Below are 24,723 nucleotides of genomic sequence, written 5' to 3'. Positions count from 1 at the left end.
GGTCCTTTACGCCGGAATCTTGGAAAGAGACACCTGAGTGACCAGATGCTGTACCGAATTGTGCACAATATCGAGGAAAGGCGCCGGCCAGAGACCCAGTAGCAGGATGAAGGCTGCCAAGGTGGCGAGTACGAATATTTCCCGCCCGTCCAGGTCCTTCAACCCGGCCACTTCCGTATGCGTAATAGCGCCGAAAATTACCCGCTTAAAGAGCCACAGAGTATAACTGGCACCAGTAATCAGGCCGGTGGCCGCCAGAATTGCCGCCCAGGGATTCACCTGATACGTGCCAAGCACCACCATGAATTCGCCGACAAATCCGGAAGTACCCGGCAGGCCGACGTTAGCCATGGCAAAGAGCATCATCAACGCGGCGAAAATCGGCATGACATTGGCTACACCACCGTAGGCCTTGATATCGCGGGTGTGCATTCGGTCATACAGCACGCCAACGCAGAGGAACATGGCCGCACTGACAAAGCCGTGCGACAGCATCTGAATAATACCACCCTCAACGGCCACACCATCAAATACAAAAAAGCCCAGTGTCACGATGCCCATGTGGGCGATGGAAGAATAGGCAATCAGCTTCTTCATATCTTCCTGAACGATGGCCACCAGCGCCACATAAATAATGGCAGTCAGGGACAGGGCTATCATCAGCCAAGCCAGCTTATGACTGGCATCGGGCACAATAGGCAGGCTCAAGCGTAGGAAACCATAAGCACCCATTTTAAGCATGACTGCGGCGAGGATGACTGAGCCCCCTGTCGGCGCCTCAACGTGCGCATCCGGCAACCAGGTATGCACTGGCCACATGGGGATTTTCACCGCAAAGGCGAAGAAAAAGGCCAGAAAGATGAGAACTTGTGCACCCATCCCCAAAGGGGTTTTCTGAAACACCAACAAACCGAAGCTGTCACCGCTGTGGAAGTACAGATAGAGCAGCGCCACCAGCATCAACACCGATCCCAGAAAGGTATACAGAAAGAACTTGATGGTGGCGTATACCCGCCGTGGTCCACCCCAGACCCCGATAATCAGGAACATGGGAATGAGCATCGCTTCCCAGAATACGTAGAAGAGGATGGCATCCAGCGCGCAGAAGACACCGATCATCGTCCCTTCCATGATCAGGAAGGCCGCCATGAATTGCGCTACCCGCTCCGTCACATTGCGCCAGGAACTGATAACCACGAGGACGGTCAAAAGTCCGGTGAGCAGGACAAACCATAGGGAAATACCGTCAATACCCAGGTGGTAAAAAATATCCAGGGTGGGGATCCAGGCGATCCTCTCACTGAACTGCATCGCTGCCGTATGGGTATCAAACCCGGTCAAAAGCAGGATGGTCACAGCGAAGGTGACGAGGGATACCAACAACGCCAGCCAGCGCGCTGCCGCGGCGCGGCGGTCGCCCACCGCGAGGACCAACAGGCCGCCGACAATCGGCACCCAGATGGCATAACTGAGGAGGGGTGAATGTGCCATATCCTATCCCCTCCAGACCACAAAATAAGTCATGAGCAAAATCAACCCGATAATCATTGCGAAAGCATAATGGTAAATATATCCCGTTTGCACACGCCGCCAGGACAGGGCGGCTTTACCCACTTCGCGGGCGGTACCATTGACCATAATACCGTCGATGAGGCGCTCATCACCCACATGCCAGAACAGACGGCCAAACTGTAGGACGCCACGCACCAGAACCGTCTGGTTAAAGCCATCAAAACCATATTTGCTTTCCAGCACCCAGATAAAGGGGCCGAGTATTCGGCTTAGCACTAGCGGAAGCCCCGAACGCAGCCAGTAGAAATAGGCTGCCATGGCGATGCCCAGCAGCGCCAGCCAGAAAGGCCAGGCCAGGAGTCCTTGCAGCAGAAACTCTCCCGCACCCTGCCAGTGGGCACTGATCTCGCCGAGGGTATTGAGCTGTGGCGCGATCACCAGGGAAGAGTCGAGGAAGTGTCCCAATGCAAGCGGGCCGATATAGGTCCAGCCTGAATAAACAGATGGAATAGCCAAGGCGATCAAAGGCACGGTAATGACCCAGGGTGACTCATGCAAATGCGCACGGGTGTGTTCATCCATGCGCGGCGCGCCATGGAAGACCAAAAAAAACATGCGGAACGTATACAAGGCCGTGACCAGGGCTCCCGCCACCAGCATGAACTCCGCCCATCCGGCCCCCGGCAATGTGGAGAGCCCTACCGCCTCGATGATGAGATCCTTACTGAAAAAGCCGGCGAAGGGCGGAATGCCCGATAACGCCAGGCTACCGATCAGAAAGGTGATATAGGTGATGGGCATGGCCTTGCGCAATCCACCCATTTTACGGATATCCTGCTCGTTAGCCATTGCATGAATCACCGAGCCCGCTGCCAGAAATAACAAGGCCTTAAAGAAGGCGTGAGTCATCAGGTGGAAAATTGCCGCAGAAAAGGCGGAGGCGCCCAGCGCAGCGGTCATGTAACCCAACTGGGAAAGGGTCGAGTAAGCAATGATGCGCTTGATGTCGTTCTGCACCAAACCGATGAGTCCCATAAAAAGCGCGGTCACCGCGCCGACGAGCAGCACCACGCTAAGGGCCGTCGCTGACCGTTCATAAATCGGCGACATCCGCGCGACCATGAAAATACCCGCAGTAACCATGGTCGCCGCATGGATCAGGGCGGAAATAGGGGTCGGACCCTCCATGGATTCCGGCAGCCAGACATGCAAAGGCACCTGCGCTGATTTACCCATGGCGCCGACAAACAGGAGCAAAGCAATCCAAGTCAACACGTTCCAGGGATGACCGGGAATGATCTCTAACGTCTGCCCCACCAGATGGGGTATAGCCGCGAATACCGTGCGGTAATCCAGACTGCCGCAATAGTGGTATATAGCCGCAATCCCGATTAAAAACCCAAAATCGCCGACCCGATTGACGATAAAAGCCTTGAGTGCTGCAACATTGGCGCTTTCCCGCTGAAACCAGAAACCAATGAGCAGATAGGAAACCAAGCCTACCGCTTCCCAGCCAAAAAAAAGCTGGAGAAAATTATTACTCATCACCAGCATGATCATGCTGAAGGTGAAGAGGGCAATATAACTGAAAAAGCGCGCATAGCCCGGGTCATCGTGCATATAACCAATCGTATAGAGATGCACACACAAGGACACAAAAGTCACAATGACCAGCATCAAGGCTGTCAGAGTGTCAATATCAAATCCAACGACCACTGGCAGGTGACCCAGTACGGCCCAAGTATAGACATCACCGTAAAAGGTCATGTTCTGGCTGGTCTGCCAAAGCACCGCCAGCGACAGATAAAAAGCGATGGCGACGCCGATGATGGGCGCCCAATGTGCCTGCTCCCGGAGCTTCCAGCCCAAAAACCCAGCCACCAGGGCACCCGCCAGAGGTGCCAATGGAATAACCAGATACAGGGCGAGAGGGGGAAAGGTGTTTAACCAGTCAAAAACCCACATATCAACCCCTCAACTCGTCGATATCATCCACGTTGATGCTATGGCGATTACGGAAATAAACCACCAGTATCGCCAGACCGATAGCCGCTTCGGCAGCCGCCACGGTGAGAATAAAAAACACAAAGACCTGCCCGTCGAGATTACCGAGATAACGGGAAAATGCGACCAGATTGATATTCACTGCCAGCAGCAATAATTCAATAGCCATGAGCAGAATGATGACATTCTTGCGATTGAGGAAAATACCGACCACACCGATAGAAAAAAGTATCGCTCCGAGGATGAGGTAGGCTGCCAGGGTCGGTTGTCCAGCACTCATGACTTTGGCTCCCGTAAATCCACCAGATGCATTCGATCCTTGGCGCGCACGGCCATCTGTGCACCAATATTCTGGGTTTTGGTGCCGGCCCGGCGCCGCAAAGTCAGAGCGATGGCGGCAATAATCGCTACCAGCAGAATAACTGCCGCTATTTCGAATGGGTACAGGTATTGAGTATAAAGAAGCACCCCCAGTACCCGCGTATTATCGGCATTAGCCGGTATGGCCGCGGGTGCGGGAACATGACCTAGCGGAGAAGTCCAGAAAACAGCCGCCAGCTCCAGTACACCGAGGATAGCAATAGCCAGACCTAATGGCAGATAGCTGAGAAAACCTTCTTTGAGACGCGCCAAGTTGATATCCAGCATCATCACCACAAAAAGGAAAAGCACCATCACCGCACCCACATAGACCAGGATCAGGATCAGCCCCAAAAATTCCGCCCCCAGCAAAATGAATAGGGCTGCTGCATTAAAAAATACCAGCACCAGATACAAGGTCGCGTACACCGGATTACGCGCCGTTACCACAAGGGTCGCGGCCCCCAGCAGTATGGCGGAGAAAATATAAAACAGAATGGTGGTTACGGGCAGCATGGTATCTGTTCTCCGTCAACGATAAGCGCGATCAGCATCGCGGTCAGCGGCCAGCTCCGCTTCCAGGCGATCACCGTTGGCCAACAACATGTCTTTGGTATAAACCAGGTCGCTGCGAATTTCGCCGTGGTAGGACAGCACCCGGCTTTCGACAATGGAATCCACCGGACAGGACTCTTCACAAAGCCCGCAAAAAATGCACTTGCTGAGATCAATGTCATAACGGGTCGTTCGCCGTGTTCCATCGCTGCGAGCCGCGCTTTCGATGGTAATAGCCAGCGCCGGACATACGGCCTCGCAGAGCTTGCAGGCGATACAACGTTCCTCGCCATTTTCATAACGGCGCAAGGCATGCAGGCCCCGGAAACGCGGGGATTGCGGTGTCTGCTCTTCGGGGTATTGCACGGTAATTTTCCGGGAAAAAAAATACCGGCCGGTGAGCTGCATACCACGCAGCATTTCGGTCAGAAGGAAGGTGTTAAACCATTGCTTGGGGCGAAATTGCATAGTGTTCTCCTCAGCGCAGAATGGCACGCAAGGGCGTTTCCAGAGCAACGCCGATAATGACAATCCAGGCGATGGTTACCGGGATGAATACTTTCCAGCCCAAACGCATGATCTGGTCATAACGATAACGGGGAAAAGTGGCGCGAATCCATAAAAACACATACAGCAGGAAAGCCGTTTTCAGCAACAACCAGACTATTCCGGGTATCCAGGTGAGCAATGGTGTATTGATCGGCGCATACCAGCCACCGAGAAAGAGCACCGTCGTCAGCAGGGAAACGAAAATCATATTGGCATATTCGGCCAGAAAGAACAGCGCGAAGGCCATCCCGGAATATTCCACATGGAAGCCCGCCACAATTTCTGATTCGCCTTCCGCCACGTCAAAAGGCGCGCGGTTGGTTTCAGCCACGCCGGAAATAAAATACACCAGAAAGAACGGGAATAACGGCAGCCAGTACCAGGACCAGAAACCGCCGCCCGCCTGTGCTTCAACGATTTTGGCCAGGTTCAGAGTCTGGGCCAGCATCAGCACCCCCACCAGGGCAAAACCCATGGCGATTTCATAAGCCACCAACTGGGCCGCCGCCCGCATGGCCCCCAGAAACGCGTATTTGGAATTGGATGCCCAGCCGGCGACGATGATGCCATACACGCCCAGACCGGCAATGGCCAGCACATAAAGCAGGCCAGCATTCATGTTAGAGATGGCCACACCTGGGCCGAAAGGAATGGCCGCCCAGACCAGCAGCGCTGGCACAAAAGCCAGCACCGGCGCTGCCAAAAATAGAAACCGATTGGCATTGGTAGGAATAATCACTTCCTTGAACATCAGTTTGATCGCATCCGCAATCGGCTGTAGCGAACCCTTGAAACCCACCCGGTTGGGACCCAGACGCACCTGCATATAACCGATCACCTTACGCTCGGCCAAGGTTAGATAGGCCACACCCAACAGTAGCGGCACGACGACGATAACGATCTTGATCAGCGACCAAAGAATCGCCCACCACGCCATATTCTGAAAATCATGCATGACCCTGCCTCCTAAGCATTAGCCGCGGCGGCAGACGGTGTGGCCATGGTCACCGTGCAGGACGCATAAGTGACACCTAATGCTGCGGTCTCGCTATACCCCATAGGCACCCAGACAGCGCCCATCGGAATCCGCGTATCCAGTACCAGAGGCAGGGAGATCTTACCGCTATGGCTACTGACTTCGACCGAGTCCCCGCGCAGGTTCAACCCCTTGGCCTGATCCGGATGCATTTTCGCCACGGCGGGCCGGGCGAGAGGTGCGGCACGGCGTACCAGTGGATCGCCTTGATAAATGGACCAGTCGCCCAAACGGCATAAACCATCGACAGACATCGGCACCGAGCCCTGCTCCAAAGCGGGAAAGGCATGGAAAGGCGGCACATCTAGCGCATACTCACCGACCTCCTGCTGCCAGGCGGCAGTGACTTCACTCAGTTCATTAAACTGGAATCGGGGCAGTTTAAGAGCGTCACCGAGTACGCGCAGTATTTTCCAGGCGGGACGTGCCTCACCCGGCGTCTTTACCGCTGCCCGGAAGGATTGCAGGCGCCCTTCATTGTTAATGAACGATCCGGAACCCTCGGCAAAAGCCGCCATGGGCAAAATCACGTCAGCATACCGCTGTGCTTCGCCGGCGAACTGCGCGATGCTCAGCACAAACTCTGCTTTTTGCAAAGCCGCCAGCGCCGCTGTGCCGCGCATCGCATCCACACCCGGCTCTATACCAAGAAGTATGAAGCCCCGCATCCCCGCATCCCAAAGCGCATCGGTGGGTAGCCCCGTTGCCGGCGCCGTATGCCCTCCCGGCAAACGGTGAGGTACACAGCCACTCAGCCAGGCCCCAACGCTATTAGCCTCTTGCGCCAGCCAGCCAACCCGCCCACCGGCCAACTCGGCAAGCCTTTCAATCTGTGCAATCATCGCCGCCGCCTGCGGATGATGCAGCAAAGCACTACCGATGAGGATCAGTGGGTTATCTGCCGCCAGCAAGACGCTTGCCACATGTGCCAAGCCCGCTGTGGCGGTTTTCTCCACAGCGCCGGACAACTGGCTGCAAAGCGCTTCATAAAGCGCCAAATCCGCGCCGGCATCGGCCACCAACTGGACTACGGGGTAATTGAAATCCTGGCGCTGACTGTCCAGGGCAATGACGGTACCCCCTTGCAATACGGACTTGCGCAGGCGGTGGTTGGTGAGCGGTTGTTGTTGCCGCGGAAAGGCGTGGCAAAGCAACACGACAGGTTCGCGCTCCAGATCTTCCAGCGCCATATTCAGAGCCGGATAGATCGGCATCGCGGCATCCGCACGAAAATCCTGCTGCCGCAGACGATGGTCGACATGCGGGCTGCCCAGCCCGCGCAGCAATGCCTGAAAAAGGAAAAGCTCCTCGTTGCTGGATTGTGCAGATATCAATCCGGCCAGGCGTTCTGCACCATGCTGGGCAACCACCCGCTCCAGTCCCGACAAAGCGGCATCCAGCGCTTCCGCCCAGGAAACCTCACGCCACCCGCCGTCAACACGAAGCAGGGGCTGCGTCACACGATCTTCAGCCTGCAGAGCGGTGTAGGCGTAACGTCCCTTGTCGCAAATCCAGTCTTCATTCACCGCCTGATTGGCACGCGGCAGCACTCGCAGCACCTCACGGCCCAGACTCTGCATGTCGGTGTTACAGCCCGTCGAACAATGCGGACAGAGTCCCGGCGTATGCTTCAGCTCCCAGGAACGCGCCTTGTAACGAAAAGGCTTGCTGGTCAGTGCCCCCACCGGGCAAAGGTCAATCATATTGCCGGACAATTCCGACTGCACAGCCTTGGCGACATAGGTACCAATAGCCATGTCCTCGCCACGTCCGGTTGCTCCCAGTTCCATGATACCGCCAATCTCCTGGCCGAAGCGTACGCAGCGGGTGCACTGGATGCAACGGGTCATTTCCGTCGCGATGAGGGGACCGATGTCCTTGTCCTCCACAACCCGCTTCTCTTCCGTGTAGTGGCTGTGCGGATTGGCGAAACCCATGGTGATGTCCTGCAAGGGGCATTCGCCGCCCTGATCACAGATCGGGCAATCCAGGGGATGGTTGATAAGCAAAAACTCCAGTACGCCCTGCTGTGCCATCTTCGCCTTGCGCGAAGCGGTGGCAACCTTCATGCCGTCGGCAACAGGTGTTGCACAGGCAGGCAAGGGCTTGGGGGCTTTTTCTACATCCACCAGACACATGCGGCAATTGGCCGCGACCGACAATTTGGGGTGATAGCAGAAAAATGGAATATAAATCCCCAAGGACTCGGCAGCCTCCATAACGGTCGTCCCCGCTACCACCTCAATGGATTGCCCGTCGATTTCAATATGCGGCATCAGGCAGCTCCCATGCTAATTAGGCAACGCTTATGCTGAATATGATATTCATATTCTTCACGAAACAAGCGGATGGAACTCACCACCGGAGCGACACCACCATCGGCCAGGGCGCAGATGGTGCGGCCCTCGATGCGCGAGCCCACATCCAGTAGCAGTTGCAGGTCTTCTTCGCGACCCTGACCATTTTCAAGGCGATGCATCACCCGCCACAGCCACCCCATGCCTTCCCGGCAGGGCGTACACTGACCGCACGATTCGTGCATGTAAAAGCGGGAAATACGCTCCACCGTTTTTACGATGCAAACACTGTCATCCATGATGATCACCGAACCCGCGCCCAGCGCCGAACCGGCTTTGGATATGGAATCATAGTCCATGGTCACCTCCATCATGGCGGCTCCCGCCACCATGGCCGTGCTGGTTCCTCCAGGAATAACCGCCTTCAACTGACGACCCGGCCGCAGCCCGCCCGCCATCTCCAGCAAGTCCTTAAAGGGCAGGCCCATGGATACTTCATAATTACCCGGCTTCCGCACATGGCCTGTCACCGAGAAAATTTTGGTGCCACCGTTATTGGGCTTGCCCAGGTTCAGAAACCAGTCGCCACCCTTGCTGATGATATCCGGTACTGAAGCAAAGGTTTCCACATTATTGATGGTAGTAGGGCGTCCGTATAAGCCGTAACTGGCTGGGAAGGGCGGCTTGAAGCGCGGCTGCCCCTTCTTCCCTTCTAACGCCTCCATCAATGCCGTTTCCTCACCGCAGATGTAGGCGCCCGCCCCTCGATACACATGCAGATCAAAGGAGAAATCGGTGCCGAGAATGTTCTGTCCGAGATAATTCTTCGCGTAAGCCTCTTCCAGCGCCGCTTCCACAATGTGGATCGGTTCTACAAATTCGCCGCGGATGAAAATATATCCGGCGCTAGCCCCCATGGCATAGGCACCGATAATCATGCCCTCGATCAGACGATGAGGTTCATAGCGCATGATATCCCGATCCTTGCAGGTACCTGGTTCACCCTCATCGGCATTGCAGAGCAAATACTTGGTACCAGTCACGCCCTTGGGCATAAAACTCCACTTCAGTCCGGTGGGGAAACCGGCGCCACCCCGGCCGCGCAAGGCGGATTTTTTTATCTCGCTGATGATCTGATCCGGCGCTATGGGGTCCAGCAGCACTTTGCGCAGAGCAGCGTACCCGCCTGTCCCGGCGTACACGGAGAGTCGGTGGGAGTCGGGCACACCACGATTCTGCAGAGTAACGCCGTTAACGAACATCGTCAGACCCCCCACGTAATTTTGCCAGCAAGACATCCAGACTTTCCGGAGTCAGATTTTCGTAATAGTGATCACCGACCTGCATCATCGGCGCATCCTTACAGGCACCCAGACATTCCACCTCCTGCAGAGTAAACAGGCCATCCGCTGTTGTTTCTCCAAGACCTATACCCAAACGTTCACTCAAGTGTTTAATCACCGCGTCAGAACCATTGAGGAAACAAGAGACGCTGCCACAGACGCAAAGCTTGTGCCGACCCACGGGCCTGAGGTCGTACATCGTATAGAATGTCGCCACTTCATAGGCATGAATCGCCGGAAGGCCCAGCAGATCGGCGACATACGCCATCAACGCTTCGCTCAGATAACCCTGCTCCTCCTGAGCAATGCGCAGCGCCGCCAACAGCGCCGAACGCGCCTGCTCCGCTGGATATTTAGTCCGTTCATGGGCAATTGCTGCCAGAGATTTTTCCGATAACATCGCTTACCTGTCGATCTCGCCAAAAACAATGTCCATGGTGGATAAAATAGCCACCACATCCGCGATCATGTGTCCCCGCGCCATCTCATCCATAGCGGCAAGATGCGAAAATCCTGGTGCCCGGATTTTCATCCGATAGGGTTTGTTGGCGCCATCGGAAATCATATAGATGCCGAACTCACCCTTGGGCGCCTCGACCGCGGTATAGACTTCGCCCGCGGGAACCGCCATCCCCTCAGAAAAAAGCTTGAAATGATGGATCAGCGCTTCCATGCTGGTTTTCATCTCTTCGCGGGGCGGCGCGGCAACCTTGAAATCGTCGGTAATCACCGGACCGGGGTTTTTGCGTAGCCAGTTCACACACTGGGCAATAATCTGGTTACTCTGCCGCATCTCCGCCACCCGGACCAGATAACGATCATAACAATCTCCGGTTTTGCCCACCGGAATTTCAAAGTCCAGGTCGGCATAAGCGGCGTAAGGTTGCGTGCGCCGCAGATCCCAGGCCACCCCGGAAGCGCGCAGCATGGGTCCGGTGAAGCCCAGTTGAATCGCGCGCTCCGGACCCACTACACCGATGCCCACGGTACGCTGCTTCCAGATACGATTGTCGGTCAGCAGGGTCTCATACTCATCCACATAGGTGGGGAAACGACGGGTGAAATCTTCAATGAAGTCCAGCATGCTGCCCTGCCGGTTATCATTGAGTTCCTCCAAACGCTTGGCATTTCGGTAAGGCGATGACTGATACAGGGGCATCTGTGCGGGCAAATCACGGTAGACGCCGCCGGGGCGATAATAGGCGGCATGCATGCGCGCGCCAGAGACCGCCTCATAGACATCCATAAGATCTTCCCGTTCGCGGAAGCAGTAGAGGAAAACGCTCATGGCCCCGACATCCAGCGCGTAAGCCCCCAGCCAGAGCAGATGATTAAGCAGCCGGGTGATCTCATCAAACAGGGTACGGATATACTGCGCCCGGACGGGCACAGCGACGCCGAGCAGTTTTTCCACCGCCAGGCAATAGGCATGCTCGTTGCACATCATGGATACATAATCGAGACGGTCCATGTAAGGCAGACTCTGCAAATAGGTCTTGTTCTCCGCCAGCTTTTCAGTGGCACGATGCAACAAGCCGATATGGGGATCGGCGCGCTCGATCACCTCACCATCCAGCTCCAGTACCAAGCGCAACACACCGTGGGCAGAAGGATGCTGCGGCCCGAAATTCATGGTGAAATTGTTAATTTCTGGCATTGTAGCGACCCTCCCCTTCCTCGCGGAGGATACGCGGCACCACCACGCGCTCCTCAGTCCGTGTCGGTTCGTAAACCACCCGCCCCTGATCCGCGTCGTAGCGCATTTCTACCGTACCCACCAAAGGAAAATCCTTACGGAAAGGGTGACCCACAAAGCCATAATCCGTAAGGATCCGCCGCAAATCGGGGTGGCCCTCAAAGAGAATTCCGTAAAGGTCGAAGGCCTCACGCTCAAACCAGTTGGCCGCCGCCCAGATATCCACCACCGAGGGCACAATGGGCAAATCGTCATCCGCAAAAATGCGCACTCGCAAACGCTGGCGATGTTTCAGGGAGAGCAAATGATAGACCACAGCAAAGCGGGGACCCTCCCAAAGCCCATCGCCGTAGTCGACATAGTCCACACCACAAATGTCCACTAACAGATCAAAGGCGCAATTCACGTCATCCCGAAGCCAGTGACAGGCCGTCAGAAAATCTTCACGAGACAACTCCACGGTCAGTTCGCCGCGATCCAGACGCGCATTACGCAGGGTTTCCCCTAGCTCCTCGCCCAGATTCCGGCGCAAATTTTCGAGTGCGTCAGTCATGGTTCACCTAGCAATGGTATTGGTGCGACGGATTTTTTTCTGAAGCTGTATCAAGCCAAAGAGCAAGGCCTCAGCGGTGGGTGGGCAACCCGGCACGTAGATATCCACGGGCACGATACGGTCACAACCGCGCACAATACTATAGGAATAGTGATAATAACCGCCACCATTAGCACAGGAGCCCATGGATATAACCCAGCGGGGCTCCGGCATCTGGTCATAGACCTTACGCAAGGCCGGCGCCATCTTGTTGACCAGTGTCCCCGCCACGATCATCACGTCGGACTGGCGCGGACTAGGACGAAACACAATACCGAAGCGATCCAGATCGTAGCGCGCGGCGCCAGCATGCATCATTTCCACCGCGCAACAGGCGAGACCGAAGGTCATCGGCCAGAGAGACCCGGTACGGCTCCAATTCACTACGGTATCAATACTCGTCGTGACGAAGCCTTTCTCGAGGATACCTTCTATTCCCACTCCAGCGCCCCCTTCTTCCATTCGTAAATGAAGCCGACGACGAGGATGGCGAGGAAGATCATCATGGCGAGAAAGCCCATCATACCGATTTGATCGAAAACCACCGCCCAGGGAAAGAGGAAGGCAATCTCCAAATCAAAGAGAATGAAGAGGATAGCCACAAGATAGTAGCGCACATCAAATTTCACGCGCGCATCCTCAAAAGCCTCGAACCCACATTCATAGGGTGAAAGCTTTTCACTATCCGGCTTACTTGGTCCCAGCGAGGCCCCCATCAGCAGCGGAACTACGCCAACCACCAATGCAACCAACAGAAATATGAGCACTGGCAAATAGTGGTTCAACATCCCCAACCCCTCCACCCCCAATACTGGCCTCGAAAAATCTCCTCCAAGACCACCTATAAATTATTTTTTATATTAAAGTCAGTCTCTGGTGGAATCCAGGGACAAAAAAACAGCCCTGCGGGCTGCAATTTGGTGCCGAAGACCGGACTCGAACCGGTATAGCTTGCGCCGCCGCCCCCTCAAGACGGTGTGTCTACCAATTTCACCACTTCGGCTTAACGCTTGGAACTCTCTCATGACACGCTAACGACGTCAAGGCGTGGCGAGGGGTTTTCCCGCAGAAGCAGAAGAAAGCGGAGCGGCCGCCAAACTCGCTGTCTTTGCTACCGACTGTGTCGGAGCAGCAACGACTGGCGCTGCTGTCGTCATGGGCACGGCGCTAGGCAAAGCGATACCAGAAAGCGCATTGCTGCCGGAATGGTCGGAAAGATAGGCCAATCCGAGACTATTTAAAAAAAACACGGCACCAATCACGGCAGTAGTGTGGCTCAGGAAATTACCCGCACCGCGCGCACCAAAAACAGTCTGCGAACCACCACCGCCAAAGACCGCACCGATATCCGCACCCTGCCCCTTCTGAATCAGAATAAGCCCCACCAGGACGGTACAAATAACGACCTGGAATATCAGCAACACCATGTACATCGACTCAGCCTCCTCGTCCTGCCAACTCGGCAGCACGACAAATTTGGATAAACTCACCCACCTGCAAGGAAGCACCACCGACCAATCCACCGTCAATATCTGTCTGGCCAAAAAGTGCAGCTGCATTGTTACCTTTAACGCTCCCGCCGTAAAGCAGCAAGAGACGTTTGGCAAGCTGCGTCGAATAGGCGGCCACCAACCCACGGATGAAAGCATGCACCGCCTGTGCCTGTTCGGGGCTCGCACTCAGACCGGTGCCAATGGCCCAAATGGGTTCATAAGCAATGATCATATTAGGCTGGCTCGTTTCGAGATTCAACAGCGGCAGAACGGCTTCGACCTGACGATGTATTACCGCCTCCGTGGCGCCTTGTGCCCGTTCCGCTTCAGTTTCGCCCACACAAACCACCGGGGTAAGGCCGGACAGTAGTGCCACCTTAACTTTCTGGGCGACCTGCGCATCACTTTCCGCAAAGATTTGGCGTCGCTCTGAGTGCCCAATCAGTACGTAACGGCACCCCATATCACGGAGCATGGCCCCGGATATTTCTCCCGTATAGGCACCACTGGCCTCCCAGAAGAGGTTTTGCCCACCCCAACGCAAGGCGCTGCTTTTGGCCTCCTGAGACACCGCGTGGAGCAGGGTAAAAGGCGGGAAAATCACCACCTCGGGGCGCATCGGTTCCATCTCGGCATGGAGGATGGCTTGGGTGAGATGCACCGCATCCGCGCTCAAGCCGTTCATCTTCCAGTTTCCTGCTACCATTATGGGACGCATGGCGATTCTTCCTTATGATCAATGTCTACGACGACTGTATCGCCCCTGGGGGTGCTGTCGGCGCGGTCATCGACTATCTTAATGTATCGCTTTGAGTGTAAAGATTCCGCCCCCAATGGTCAATTTAGCGGTCCCTGGACCGCGCTGGCAGAGGCCAGCTTAGCCAGTTCTGCAGTCAGCGTCACCGCCACATCAGCCGCCATATCGGCGGATGCCGCCTCTACCATGACCCGTAATAAGGGTTCCGTACCGGATGGCCGTACCAGTAAGCGGCCAGCGCAGCCCAGACGATCCTCCGCATCAGCAATAAGCTGACGCGCTAATGGTTGGTCGAGCAAACTTTGCGCACCCGCTATGCGCACGCTCTTCAGCACCTGAGGAAAGGGACGGTAGCCTTCACGCAGCGCCGCCAGCGCTTCACCAGTGCGGCGCAAAATAGCCAATATCCGTAGGGCGGCAAGGATACCATCACCAGTAGTGTTCGCGGGTGTAATGATGTGTCCAGATGACTCGCCACCCAGCGGATAACCATGCCGACGCATGGCCTCCAACACATAACGGTCACCCACAGGCGCGCGCACCATAGGTACACCGCAGCCAGCCAGCGCCTGTTCCAGGGCGAGATTAGTCATGACCGTACCGACCACACCAGAAAGCTCGCCGTTCTGACACATATCCCGTGCCAGCAACCAGAGAATTTCATCACCGTCGATCAGTTCGCCCTGATCATCCACCAAGAGCAGGCGATCGCCATCACCATCAAAGGCAATGCCCATATCGGCGCCGGTGCGGAGCACTGCGGCGCGCAGCGCGCCGGGATGGGTGGAGCCCACCTGATCGTTGATATTGATGCCGTTGGGCTCTGCCCCCAGCAAGTCCAGGGTGGCGCCCAATTCCCCAAAGATCATCGGAGCCACTTTGTAATTGGCGCCGTGCGCACAGTCCAGCACCAAGTGCATACCGCGCAGATTGAGGTCGGCGGGGAAGGTGGTTTTACAAAACTCTACGTAACGCCCCACCGCATCGTCTACTCGCCGCGCCTTACCCAGGCGCTCTGATGCAGGCAGAGTCATGGGCCGATCCATCCATGCCTCGATGGCCTCCTCCTGAGCGTCTGGCAGCTTATAACCATCGCCGGAGAAAAATTTGATGCCATTGTCCTGATAGGGATTGTGCGAGGCGCTAATAACAATACCGGCATCCGCGCGCAAGGTGCGGGTCAGATAGGCGATGGCCGGTGTCGGCAAGGGGCCGACCAACAGAACATCGACGCCCGCTGCGGCCAACCCGGACTCCAGCGCAGACTCCAGCATGTATCCGGACAGGCGGGTGTCCTTGCCAATAACCACCTGGGGCCGACCCGGCGCGCCGGCCGTGAGCACGTGTCCCGCAGCCCAGCCCAGACGAAGAACCCATTCCGGATGAATGATGGAATCACCGACCTGGCCGCGCACCCCGTCGGTCCCAAACCATTTTCTCGCCACGTTTTTGCTCCACATGTAGTTATAAAAGATGAATCTTCCATATCTTCAACTCAAACCAACCCCGCGCCAGACCCGTAGCGCCTGCACCGTTTCCGCGACATCGTGGACGCGCACGATATGGGCGCCGCGCTCTACCGCCCAAAGTGCAGCGGCGATACTGCCCGCCACCCGCTCTGTAGCCGGTTCCACACCGGAAAGCTCGCCGATCATGCGTTTGCGGGAAAAGCCAACGAGCAGTGGCGCACCCATAGACGCAAAGGCATCCAGATGGCGCAATAAATTGCGGTTGGCTTCCAGATCCTTGGCGAAACCAAAGCCGGGATCAATGAGGAGATGTTGTCGGGGGATGCCTGCCGCGACACAACGCTCTATGCGCTCAAGCAGAAAGCTCTTCACCTCCACCACCACATCGCCGTAATGCGTTTCTGTTTGCATATTCTGCGGCGTACCCCGCATGTGCATCAGACAGACGGGAACACCCAACCCGGCGATGGTCTCCAGCGCCAGCGGATCAGCACGCAACGCCGTCACATCATTCATGAGCCCTGCGCCCAAGGACCAGGCGGCGCGCATAACGGCCGCTTTGCTGGTGTCAATGGAAATGGGCAGCGGCACCTCTGCCACCACCGCCTCCAATACCGGCAGAAGGCGCCGCAACTCCTCCTCCAGCGCCACCGCTGGCGCTCCGGGACGGGTGGATTCCGCCCCGATATCGATGATATCGGCGCCCTCTTCCCACATCCGTTTGGCGCGCGTAAGAGCAGCATCCACAGAGAGATAGGTGCCACCGTCGGAAAAAGAATCAGGAGTGATATTGAGCACCCCCATAACACAAGGGCGCCCGAGAACCAGCGGGCGCCCATTGCAATCCAGCGTCAGGGTCAAACGGGGTGTTCTCCCGGATTCAGGCTAGGCAACGGCTGCCCACCGGATTTATCCGTCGTCGTGACATTACCGCCGGGTGCGGAGGGATAGTTTCCCGTGCCCTCTACCGGCGGCTGCGGGTCGCGGCCTGCCATGATGTCACTCACCTGTCCCGCGTCCAGCGTTTCATACTTCAGCAGAGCCCGCGCCATGGCCTCGACCTTGTCGCGATTTTCTTCAATCAGTTTACGGGCAATGCCGTAGCGCTCCTGGATAATATCGCGCACTTCCCCATCCACGGTTCTCGCCGTCTGCTCGGATATATTGCTGTGCTTGGTCATTTCCCGACCAATAAATACTTCTTCCTCTTTTTCACCGATGACCATCGGCCCGATGGTAGACATACCCCACTGTGTCACCATGCGCCGCGCCAAGTCGGTGGCACGCTCAATGTCGTTACCCGCGCCCGTCGTCATCTGATTGAGAAAAACTTCTTCCGCAATGCGCCCGCCCATGAGAATGGAGATGTTACAGAGAATTTCCTGACGCTCGTAGTTGAAACGGTCTTCCGTCGGCAACTGCATGGTGAGCCCCAGAGCCCGACCACGCGGAATGATGGTAACCTTATGCACCGGATCCGTGCCCGGCAGCAACTTGGCGACCACAGCGTGGCCCGACTCATGATAGGCCGTGGTTTCCCGCTGCTTATCGCTCATCACCACCGACTTGCGCTCGGCACCCATCATGACCTTGTCTTTGGCATCTTCAAAGTCATGCATGTCCACCAGACGCTTACTTTTACGGGCTGCCATCAGCGCCGCTTCATTGACCAGATTAGCCAAGTCCGCGCCGGAGAAACCAGGGGTACCCCGGGCAATGACCTTGGGGTCTACGTCCGGGGCAATCGGCACCTTACGCATGTGCACCTGCAGAATCTGCTCGCGCCCGCGAATGTCCGGCAACGGTACGGTGACCTGCCGGTCGAAACGACCGGGCCGCAACAACGCCGGATCCAGCACATCCGGACGGTTGGTGGCGGCAACAACAATGATGCCCTCAGTACCCTCGAAACCATCCATCTCCACCAACAACTGGTTCAGGGTCTGCTCGCGTTCGTCGTTACCGCCACCCAGGCCCGCACCGCGCTGACGACCCACCGCATCGATCTCATCAATGAAAATAATGCAAGGGGCATGCTTTTTTGCCTGCTCGAACATATCGCGAACCCGCGATGCGCCGACACCAACGAACATTTCCACGAAATCGGAGCCGGAGATAGAGAAAAAAGGTACCCGTGCTTCGCCCGCGATGGCGCGCGCCAGCAAGGTCTTACCAGAACCCGGCGAACCCATAAGCAATACACCCTTGGGAATCCGTCCGCCAAGGCGCTGGAACTTCTGCGGATCGCGCAGGAATTCAACGATCTCTGCAAGCTCATCCTTGGCTTCTTCAATACCCGCCACATCGGCAAAGGTGACCTTATTGTTTTCTTCCGTCAGCATCCGCGCCTTGCTGCGACCGAAAGTCATCGCTCCCCGACCGCCCGCGCCACCACCGCCCATCTGGCGCATGAAGAAAATCCACACGCCGATCAGCAGCAGCATCGGGAACCATGAAATGAGGATAGAAAGCAATAGTGATTGCCCTTCCGGCGGCTTGACCGAAATTTTTACCCCGGCAGCCAGCAGTTGGGGAACGAGTTGGGTGTCATTGGCCGGAGTGTAAACGCTGAATCGCTGCCCGGAGCTAAGGCTACCATTCACATGGTTGCCATTGATGGTGACATCGGCAACCTGACCTTGCTTCACACTGGTCACAAAGGTCGAAAAGTCCATAGCCTGGGCTGGCGTCGAACTGCTCGTATTGAGGTTCTGAAACACCAGCATCAGAATGACGCCAATCGCCACCCACAACAGCACATTTTTTAAGACATTATTCATTCACACCCCCAGAATGGGAGAACCAGACTGATTAATAAGACCAATATATCGCCCGATGTTAGCCTTCCCAAGATCCCCTGACAAGAGCAGGTTTTTCACCCTTGCGTTCCACCCACGGTCAGATCACGGATTTTCAGCGTCGGCTGCCCAACGCCTACGGGCACACTCTGACCATCCTTGCCACAAACACCCACTCCCGTATCTAACTGGAGGTCATTGCCGATCATTTCAACCCTGGTAAGCACATCCGGACCGTTGCCAATCAGGGTGGCTCCTTTGACTGGCCTGGTTATCTTCCCATTTTCAATAAGATACGCTTCAGAAGCGGAAAAAACGAATTTGCCGTTAGTGATATCCACCTGACCACCCCCGAAGTTGACGGCATAGAGCCCGTGCCTGACGCTGGCGATGATCTCCTGGGGATCGCGGTTTCCGGCCCGCATGTAGGTGTTGGTCATCCGCGGCATCGGCAGGTGCGCGTAGGATTCGCGGCGGCCATTGCCCGTTGAATGCGTTCCAGTCAGGCGGGCATTGAGGGTATCCTGCAAATAGCCTTTGAGGATACCATCCTCAATCAGCGTAGTGCACTGGGTCTGAGTCCCCTCATCATCGACATTGAGACTACCGCGGCGGCCATCCAAAGTACCATCATCCACAACCGTGACGCCCGGCGCCGCGACCCGCTGGCCGACCAGGCCACTGAAGGCGCTGGTACCTTTGCGGTTGAAATCACCCTCCAGACCATGACCAATGGCTTCATGCAGCAATACTCCCGGCCATCCTGGCCCGAGGACCACTTCCATACAGCCGGCAGGCGCAGCTTCCGCCTCCAGGTTGACCAGGGCCTGACGCGCGGCTTCACGGGCAAAGTTTTCGGCCATGTCATCCTGAAGAAAGGTCTGATAATCGTAACGACCACCACCACCAGCGCTGCCCTGCTCGCGTCGCCCACCCTGCTCGACAATGACGGAGACGTTGAGCCGTACCAAGGGGCGCACGTCAGCAGCCATGGTACCGTTGAGACGCGCCACCAGCACCACCTCGAAACGGGCACTCAGGCTGGCCATCACCTGAACAATACGCGGATCACAGGCTCGGGCGGCCCGTTCCACCCGCTCCAGCAGAGCGATTTTCTCGCTATTGGGAATGGAAGCCAGAGGATCAACAGGCGGATAGAGCGCCAGACCCTGACGCCGCTGCCAGACCAGCCCTTTCATCTGCCCCGGATGATGGACAATGGCGCGCGCCGCCTCTGCCGCCGTCAGCAAGGCATCCACGGCGATTTCGTCAGAATAAGCCAGACCCTGACGCTCACCGCTCACCGCTCGCACACCCACACCTTGTTCAATGGAGTGACTACCCGACTTTACGACCCCTTCTTCCAAGCTAAAACCTTCGCTGCGACTGTACTGAAAATACAGATCGGCATCGTCCAGGGCGCGATGGGAGAGACGGCCAAATACTTTTTCCAACTCCCCTTCGCTGATCCCACCGGGGGCAAAAAGAGTAGCGCGGGCAATTTCCAAGGCTGAGGCAGTCATCACGTTCCTTCCTGACAGATTAATTGGGATCAGTATGCGCCCAACCGGCCGTTTAGAACAAGTCCAAACTCATAAACCGGCAGAGATGCCACCCCCCCTCCCGGACAAGAGATTAAAAAGTTTCGTTGTTGAATGATGCCTCTGGCCTAGTTATCCACATCTTTTGCCAGACTTGCGCACGATGTTGCGCACAAGATATGGTTGACACCGACGGAAACGAGTCTATATTTAGTGCTTGGGCGCTCTGCGATCCCCTTTGCACTCCGCCCCGGTGTATCCTTTATATTACGCTGCCTCGCTGTTTGCGTTCACTATCGCCCCGATTATTTAGGAGTAGCCCATGTCCAACCCTGCCGCCCACTCCATCGTCAGCAACCCTGCTTATGACCCCTCCGAAGCCAGCCACTATAAAGTCATCCGTCGCAACAACGCGGTGGTCAACTTTGACGCCAGCAAGATCCACATTGCTGTGACGAAGGCCTTCCTGGCCGTGGAAGGCGGCAACGGAGCGGCAAGCGCACGCGTCCGTGATCTCGTCAGCCGACTGACGGAACAGGTGATTGAAGCACTGAAACGGCGCCAACCGGGGGGCGGCACCTTTCACATTGAAGACATTCAGGATCAGGTGGAGCTGGCACTCATGCGCGCGGGCGAACACGAAGTCGCCAGGGCCTATGTGCTTTATCGCGAGGAGCGCGCGCGGGAACGCCGCCAGCAGGCAACGACGGGAACCCCAGCCGAGATCCCGGCCATCAAGGTCAGTCATCCGAATGGCAGCCAGCAGACGCTGGACATGGAACGACTGCGCGCCGTTATCGAAGAAGCCTGCAGTGGCCTGGGCAGCGCAGTGTCGATAGATGCCATCCTCGGCAATACCGTCAAAAATCTTTACGACGGCATCAGCGAGGATGAACTATTTCAGGCCCCCATTCTTGCCAGCCGGGTACTGATCGAACGCGATCCTGCCTACGCCTATGCCTCAGCGCGCCTGCTCCTCGACCGCGTGCGCTGGGAAGTGCTCGGCGAAGCGGCAACTCAAGCGGAGATGAGCGCACGCTATCCTGAATATTTCCGCGACTATCTGCAAACCGGCATCCAGAATGAATTGATTGACCCGCGTCTGGGACAATACGATCTGAAACGTATTACCGCCGCACTCAAGCCGGAGCGGGACCTGAACTTCCAGTATCTGGGTATGCAAATACTGTATGATCGCTACTTTTTGCACGTGCGGGAGCGCCGCATTGAATTGCCGCAGGCCTTCTGGATGCGGGTGGCCATGGGTCTGGCGATGGATGAAATCGACCGCGAAACCCATGCCATTGCCTTTTATGAAGTGCTGTCCAGCTTCGACTTTGTCAGCTCGACGCCCACCTTATTCAATGCCGGAACCTTGCGCCCGCAGTTGTCCAGTTGCTTCCTGACCACCGTGGGCGACGATCTGGACGACATCTACGAAGCCATCAAAGAAAACGCCATGCTCTCTAAGTTCAGTGGCGGCCTGGGGAATGACTGGACGCCGGTGCGCGCACTGGGGTCTTTCATCAAAGGCACCAATGGCAAGTCGCAGGGCGTCGTCCCTTTCCTCAAGGTGGTCAACGACACGGCGGTGGCTGTGAATCAGGGCGGCAAGCGCAAAGGCGCGGTCTGCGCCTACCTGGAAACCTGGCACATGGACATCGAGGAGTTCCTCGAATTGCGCAAGAATACCGGTGACGACCGCCGCCGCACCCACGATATGAATACCGCCAACTGGATCCCCGACCTCTTCATGGAGCGCGTGGAAAGCAACGCGATGTGGACGCTGTTCAGCCCCAACGAAACGCCGGATTTGCATGATCTTACCGGATCAGCCTTCCGGGAGCGTTATGAACACTATGAACGCATGGCGGACGCGGGCGAAATCGAGTTGTTCAAGCGCATGCCCGCCATTCATCTCTGGCGCAAAATGCTGACCATGCTCTTCGAGACCGGCCATCCGTGGATCACCTTCAAGGACCCGTGCAACCTGCGCAGCCCGCAGCAGCACGTCGGGGCGGTGCACAGCTCCAATCTCTGCACCGAAATCACCCTCAACACCAATGCCAGGGAAATTGCTGTCTGCAACTTGGGGTCCGTCAACCTGGTATCCCATTTGCGGGCAACGGCGGGCACCGACACCGGCGCATTGCGCGAGGACAGCAGCCCGGAAGAGTTGCTGGCGCTCATGGATGAGGAGAAGCTGAGCCGCACCATTCGGGTGGCCATGCGGATGCTGGATAATGTCATCGACATGAACTACTACGCCGTCGCCAAGGCGCGCAACAGCAACCTGCGGCACCGGCCGGTGGGCCTGGGGCTGATGGGCTTCTCCGATGCCCTGTTGCAGATGCGGATTCCTTACGCTTCGGCCGCAGCCCTCGCCTTTGCCGATATCAGCCAGGAAGTCATTTCCTACCATGCCATTGATGCGTCGGCCGATCTGGCCCGGGAGCGGGGCAGCTATCAGAGCTTCCCGGGATCCTTGTGGAGTCAGGGTATCCTGCCCATCGACAGCATCGAATTGCTCGCGGCCAGCCGCGAGCACGGCGTGGACGTGGACCGCAGCCAGCGTCTGAATTGGACCGCCCTGCGTGACAAGGTCAAAGCGGGGATACGCAACAGCAATTGCCTGGCTATCGCACCAACCGCCACCATCTCCAACATTGTCGGTGTCAGCCAGGGTATTGAGCCGATTTACCAGAACCTCTATGTCAAATCCAACCTGTCCGGAGAGTTTACGGTGGTGAACAGCTATCTGGTCCACGACCTGAAACGCCTGGAACTCTGGGATGAGGTCATGGTCAATGATCTGAAATACTTCGATGGTTCGGTCATGCCCGTAGACCGCATTCCGGCCAGCATCAAGCCCCTGTATGCCAATGCCTTTGAAACCGACCCGGCGTGGCTGGTGGAAGCAGCAGCCCGGCGGCAGAAATGGCTCGATCAGGCCCAGAGTCTCAACCTCTATTTCGGCCAGCCTTCCGGTAAGAAAATTGACGAGATCTATCGGCTCGCCTGGAAACGCGGCCTGAAAACCACCTACTACCTGCGCTCACTGAGCGCCACGGCAGCGGAAAAATCCACGGTGCAGACGGGCACCCTCAATGCTGTTGGATCAGGCCAACCCAAAGCCTGTGCGCTTGATGATCCGACTTGTGAAGCCTGTCAGTAATACGGGAATTATTTAACAAAGGAAATTATCATGTTACATTTTGAAGAAAACATTCGCAAAGAAGCGATTCCTGATAGGCCGCTAACGATGCATCCGGAGCATGTTAGTGGTATCGAAGAGACTGCCATGACCAGTTTTGAACGGGTGCGTGCCGAAGATAAACGCATTATTAACGGCCATGCCGATGTCAACCAGTTGGTGCCCTTCAAATATCAATGGGCCTGGGATAAGTACCTCGCCGCCTGCGCCAACCACTGGATGCCGCAGGAGATTCAGATGTCCAGGGACATCGCCCTGTGGAAAGACCCCAAAGGGCTGACCGAGGACGAGCGGCGCATCGTGAAGCGCAATCTGGGCTTTTTTGTGACCGCGGACAGCCTGGCGGCCAACAACATTGTACTGGGCACATATCGTCACATCACCGCCCCGGAATGCCGCCAATATATGTTGCGCCAGGCCTTTGAAGAGGCCATTCATACCCACGCCTATCAGTACATTGTCGAATCCATTGGCCTCGATGAGGGCGAAATATTCAACATGTACCACGAGGTGCCATCGGTACGGGATAAAGATCAGTTTCTGATGCCCTTTATCGACATTCTGGCGGACCCCCATTTCAAAACCGGCACGCTGGAAAATGATCAGAAGTTATTACGTTCGCTGATCGTGTTTGCGGCCATCATGGAAGGCACTTTTTTCTATGTGGGTTTCAGTCAGATTCTGGCGATGGGCCGACAGAACAAAATGGTGGGCGCGGCGGAGCAATATCAGTACATCCTGCGCGATGAATCCATGCACTGCAATTTCGGTATCGATATGGCCAACCAGATCAAGGTGGAAAATCCGCAACTCTGGACGGATGCCTTCCAGCAGGAAATCATCGACTTGATCCGCCGTGGCGTGGAACTGGAATGTGCTTACGCCGACGATACCATGCCCCGCGGCGTGCTCGGCCTGAATGCACCGGTCTTCAGGGAATACGTCCAATATATCGGCAATCGCCGTCTGGTGCAGCTTGGTCTGCCGCAGCAATATCCGGGCGTACAGAATCCCTTCCCGTGGATGAGCGAAATGATGGATCTCAAGAAAGAGAAGAACTTTTTTGAGACGCGGGTCACCGAGTATCAAACCGGCGGGGCGCTGAGCTGGGAGTAAGCGAACTGCCGCGTTGGACGACACATAAAGTGAGATTCTCGCCACATAACGTGAGACTGGCGCGACACATAAAATGAGATCAAGCGATACCAGGCAGCCAAACGTCGGCTGCCTATTTTTGTGTAGTGATGCCGAAAGATAAAAACCTCGGCTCGCGCGTAATGTATGCCCATAATTGGAATATCCACAGTGCAGCGTAAACCGACGTCCGAATTCTTGGTTTGGTTGGTGGCGCGGCCCATTTTGGGAGGAGCCTGTCCTCGCTGCGGCGCTGCAGGGGGGCGACGTCAGGCGAGGGCTACCAGGTCCATCCAAAAAGGTCGTTGCGAAGCGCCCAAAAATGGCCCAATCTTGGCCCTGTTCGAGAACTTGATTTCGGCAGTTTGAAATG

Annotated in this window: 21 protein-coding genes and 1 tRNA gene; 2 read left to right on the top strand and 20 right to left on the bottom strand. The window is 56.4% G+C overall.

Features of this window, described 5'->3' with window-relative positions:
- Positions 1-6: 6 nt before the first annotated feature.
- The 20 genes from PJU76_RS03395 to tldD all read right to left on the bottom strand — a co-directional run bounded on the left by PJU76_RS03395 (position 7) and on the right by tldD (position 19,984).
- Positions 7-1,491: an NADH-quinone oxidoreductase subunit M gene (locus tag PJU76_RS03395; RefSeq protein ID WP_271780484.1), complete on the bottom strand. Its 1,485-nt coding sequence runs from the start codon at positions 1,489-1,491 to the stop codon at positions 7-9.
- A gap of 3 nt (positions 1,492-1,494) precedes the next feature.
- Positions 1,495-3,477, bottom strand: a complete 1,983-nt coding sequence (gene nuoL / locus PJU76_RS03390) for an NADH-quinone oxidoreductase subunit L (RefSeq protein WP_271780483.1) — start codon at positions 3,475-3,477, stop codon at positions 1,495-1,497.
- 1 nt (position 3,478) lies between these two features.
- Entirely contained in the window at positions 3,479-3,796 is a 318-nt protein-coding gene (gene nuoK, locus PJU76_RS03385) for an NADH-quinone oxidoreductase subunit NuoK (protein ID WP_064219258.1), read from the bottom strand.
- Complete coding sequence (locus PJU76_RS03380; protein ID WP_064219257.1) at positions 3,793-4,392, bottom strand: NADH-quinone oxidoreductase subunit J; 600 nt, start codon at positions 4,390-4,392, stop codon at positions 3,793-3,795. Before PJU76_RS03380 ends, nuoK begins: the two co-directional genes overlap by 4 nt.
- Before the next feature lie 15 nt (positions 4,393-4,407).
- Positions 4,408-4,899, bottom strand: a complete 492-nt coding sequence (gene nuoI, locus PJU76_RS03375) for an NADH-quinone oxidoreductase subunit NuoI (protein WP_271780482.1) — start codon at positions 4,897-4,899, stop codon at positions 4,408-4,410.
- 10 nt (positions 4,900-4,909) lie between these two features.
- Entirely contained in the window at positions 4,910-5,935 is a 1,026-nt protein-coding gene (nuoH, locus tag PJU76_RS03370) for an NADH-quinone oxidoreductase subunit NuoH (RefSeq protein WP_064219255.1), read from the bottom strand.
- Between the two features lie 11 nt (positions 5,936-5,946).
- Entirely contained in the window at positions 5,947-8,292 is a 2,346-nt protein-coding gene (gene nuoG / locus PJU76_RS03365) for an NADH-quinone oxidoreductase subunit NuoG (RefSeq protein WP_271780481.1), read from the bottom strand.
- Positions 8,292-9,611, bottom strand: coding sequence for an NADH-quinone oxidoreductase subunit NuoF (gene nuoF / locus PJU76_RS03360; protein WP_271780480.1), 1,320 nt, complete (start codon positions 9,609-9,611; stop codon positions 8,292-8,294). The genes nuoG and nuoF overlap by 1 nt, the downstream gene beginning before the upstream one ends.
- Positions 9,565-10,056, bottom strand: coding sequence for an NADH-quinone oxidoreductase subunit NuoE (gene nuoE / locus PJU76_RS03355; protein WP_215860375.1), 492 nt, complete (start codon positions 10,054-10,056; stop codon positions 9,565-9,567). The genes nuoF and nuoE overlap by 47 nt, the downstream gene beginning before the upstream one ends.
- Positions 10,057-10,059: 3 nt before the next feature.
- Entirely contained in the window at positions 10,060-11,313 is a 1,254-nt protein-coding gene (locus tag PJU76_RS03350; protein WP_271780479.1) for an NADH-quinone oxidoreductase subunit D, read from the bottom strand.
- Positions 11,300-11,905 carry an NADH-quinone oxidoreductase subunit C gene (locus tag PJU76_RS03345; protein ID WP_215893655.1) on the bottom strand — a complete coding sequence of 202 codons (606 nt, stop codon included), beginning with the start codon at positions 11,903-11,905 and terminating at the stop codon, positions 11,300-11,302. Before PJU76_RS03345 ends, PJU76_RS03350 begins: the two co-directional genes overlap by 14 nt.
- Before the next feature lie 3 nt (positions 11,906-11,908).
- On the bottom strand, positions 11,909-12,385 hold the full coding sequence (locus PJU76_RS03340) for a NuoB/complex I 20 kDa subunit family protein (RefSeq protein WP_014029890.1): 477 nt from the start codon (positions 12,383-12,385) through the stop codon (positions 11,909-11,911).
- Positions 12,376-12,732 (bottom strand): NADH-quinone oxidoreductase subunit A, encoded by a 357-nt coding sequence (locus PJU76_RS03335; protein WP_014029891.1) that lies wholly within the window; start codon positions 12,730-12,732, stop codon positions 12,376-12,378. The genes PJU76_RS03340 and PJU76_RS03335 overlap by 10 nt, the downstream gene beginning before the upstream one ends.
- A 130-nt stretch (positions 12,733-12,862) precedes the next feature.
- A tRNA-Leu gene (locus PJU76_RS03330) sits at positions 12,863-12,947 on the bottom strand.
- Positions 12,948-12,984: 37 nt separating this feature from the next.
- Positions 12,985-13,377 carry a preprotein translocase subunit SecG gene (gene secG / locus PJU76_RS03325; protein WP_271780478.1) on the bottom strand — a complete coding sequence of 131 codons (393 nt, stop codon included), beginning with the start codon at positions 13,375-13,377 and terminating at the stop codon, positions 12,985-12,987.
- A 4-nt stretch (positions 13,378-13,381) separates the two neighbouring features.
- Entirely contained in the window at positions 13,382-14,155 is a 774-nt protein-coding gene (gene tpiA, locus PJU76_RS03320) for a triose-phosphate isomerase (protein WP_271780477.1), read from the bottom strand.
- Positions 14,156-14,274: 119 nt separating this feature from the next.
- Complete coding sequence (glmM, locus tag PJU76_RS03315; protein ID WP_271780476.1) at positions 14,275-15,639, bottom strand: phosphoglucosamine mutase; 1,365 nt, start codon at positions 15,637-15,639, stop codon at positions 14,275-14,277.
- Positions 15,640-15,684: 45 nt separating this feature from the next.
- Complete coding sequence (folP, locus tag PJU76_RS03310) at positions 15,685-16,524, bottom strand: dihydropteroate synthase (protein WP_271780475.1); 840 nt, start codon at positions 16,522-16,524, stop codon at positions 15,685-15,687.
- Positions 16,521-18,443, bottom strand: coding sequence for an ATP-dependent zinc metalloprotease FtsH (ftsH, locus tag PJU76_RS03305; RefSeq protein ID WP_271780474.1), 1,923 nt, complete (start codon positions 18,441-18,443; stop codon positions 16,521-16,523). The genes folP and ftsH overlap by 4 nt, the downstream gene beginning before the upstream one ends.
- A gap of 95 nt (positions 18,444-18,538) precedes the next feature.
- A complete protein-coding gene (tldD, locus tag PJU76_RS03300) occupies positions 18,539-19,984 on the bottom strand; it encodes a metalloprotease TldD (RefSeq protein ID WP_271780473.1) in 1,446 nt (481 codons plus the stop codon).
- A 340-nt stretch (positions 19,985-20,324) separates the two neighbouring features.
- On the opposite strand from tldD, the gene PJU76_RS03295 reads away from it, so the two are divergent.
- Positions 20,325-23,177 carry a ribonucleoside-diphosphate reductase subunit alpha gene (locus PJU76_RS03295; RefSeq protein WP_271780472.1) on the top strand — a complete coding sequence of 951 codons (2,853 nt, stop codon included), beginning with the start codon at positions 20,325-20,327 and terminating at the stop codon, positions 23,175-23,177.
- Positions 23,178-23,264: 87 nt separating this feature from the next.
- Positions 23,265-24,332: a ribonucleotide-diphosphate reductase subunit beta gene (locus PJU76_RS03290; protein WP_226817763.1), complete on the top strand. Its 1,068-nt coding sequence runs from the start codon at positions 23,265-23,267 to the stop codon at positions 24,330-24,332.
- The last annotated feature ends 391 nt before the right edge of the window (positions 24,333-24,723 follow it).

The sequence above is a fragment of the Acidithiobacillus ferriphilus genome, from assembly GCF_028215975.1.
Lineage (GTDB): Bacteria > Pseudomonadota > Gammaproteobacteria > Acidithiobacillales > Acidithiobacillaceae > Acidithiobacillus > Acidithiobacillus ferriphilus.
This window is presented reverse-complemented; position numbering and strand designations above follow the sequence as displayed.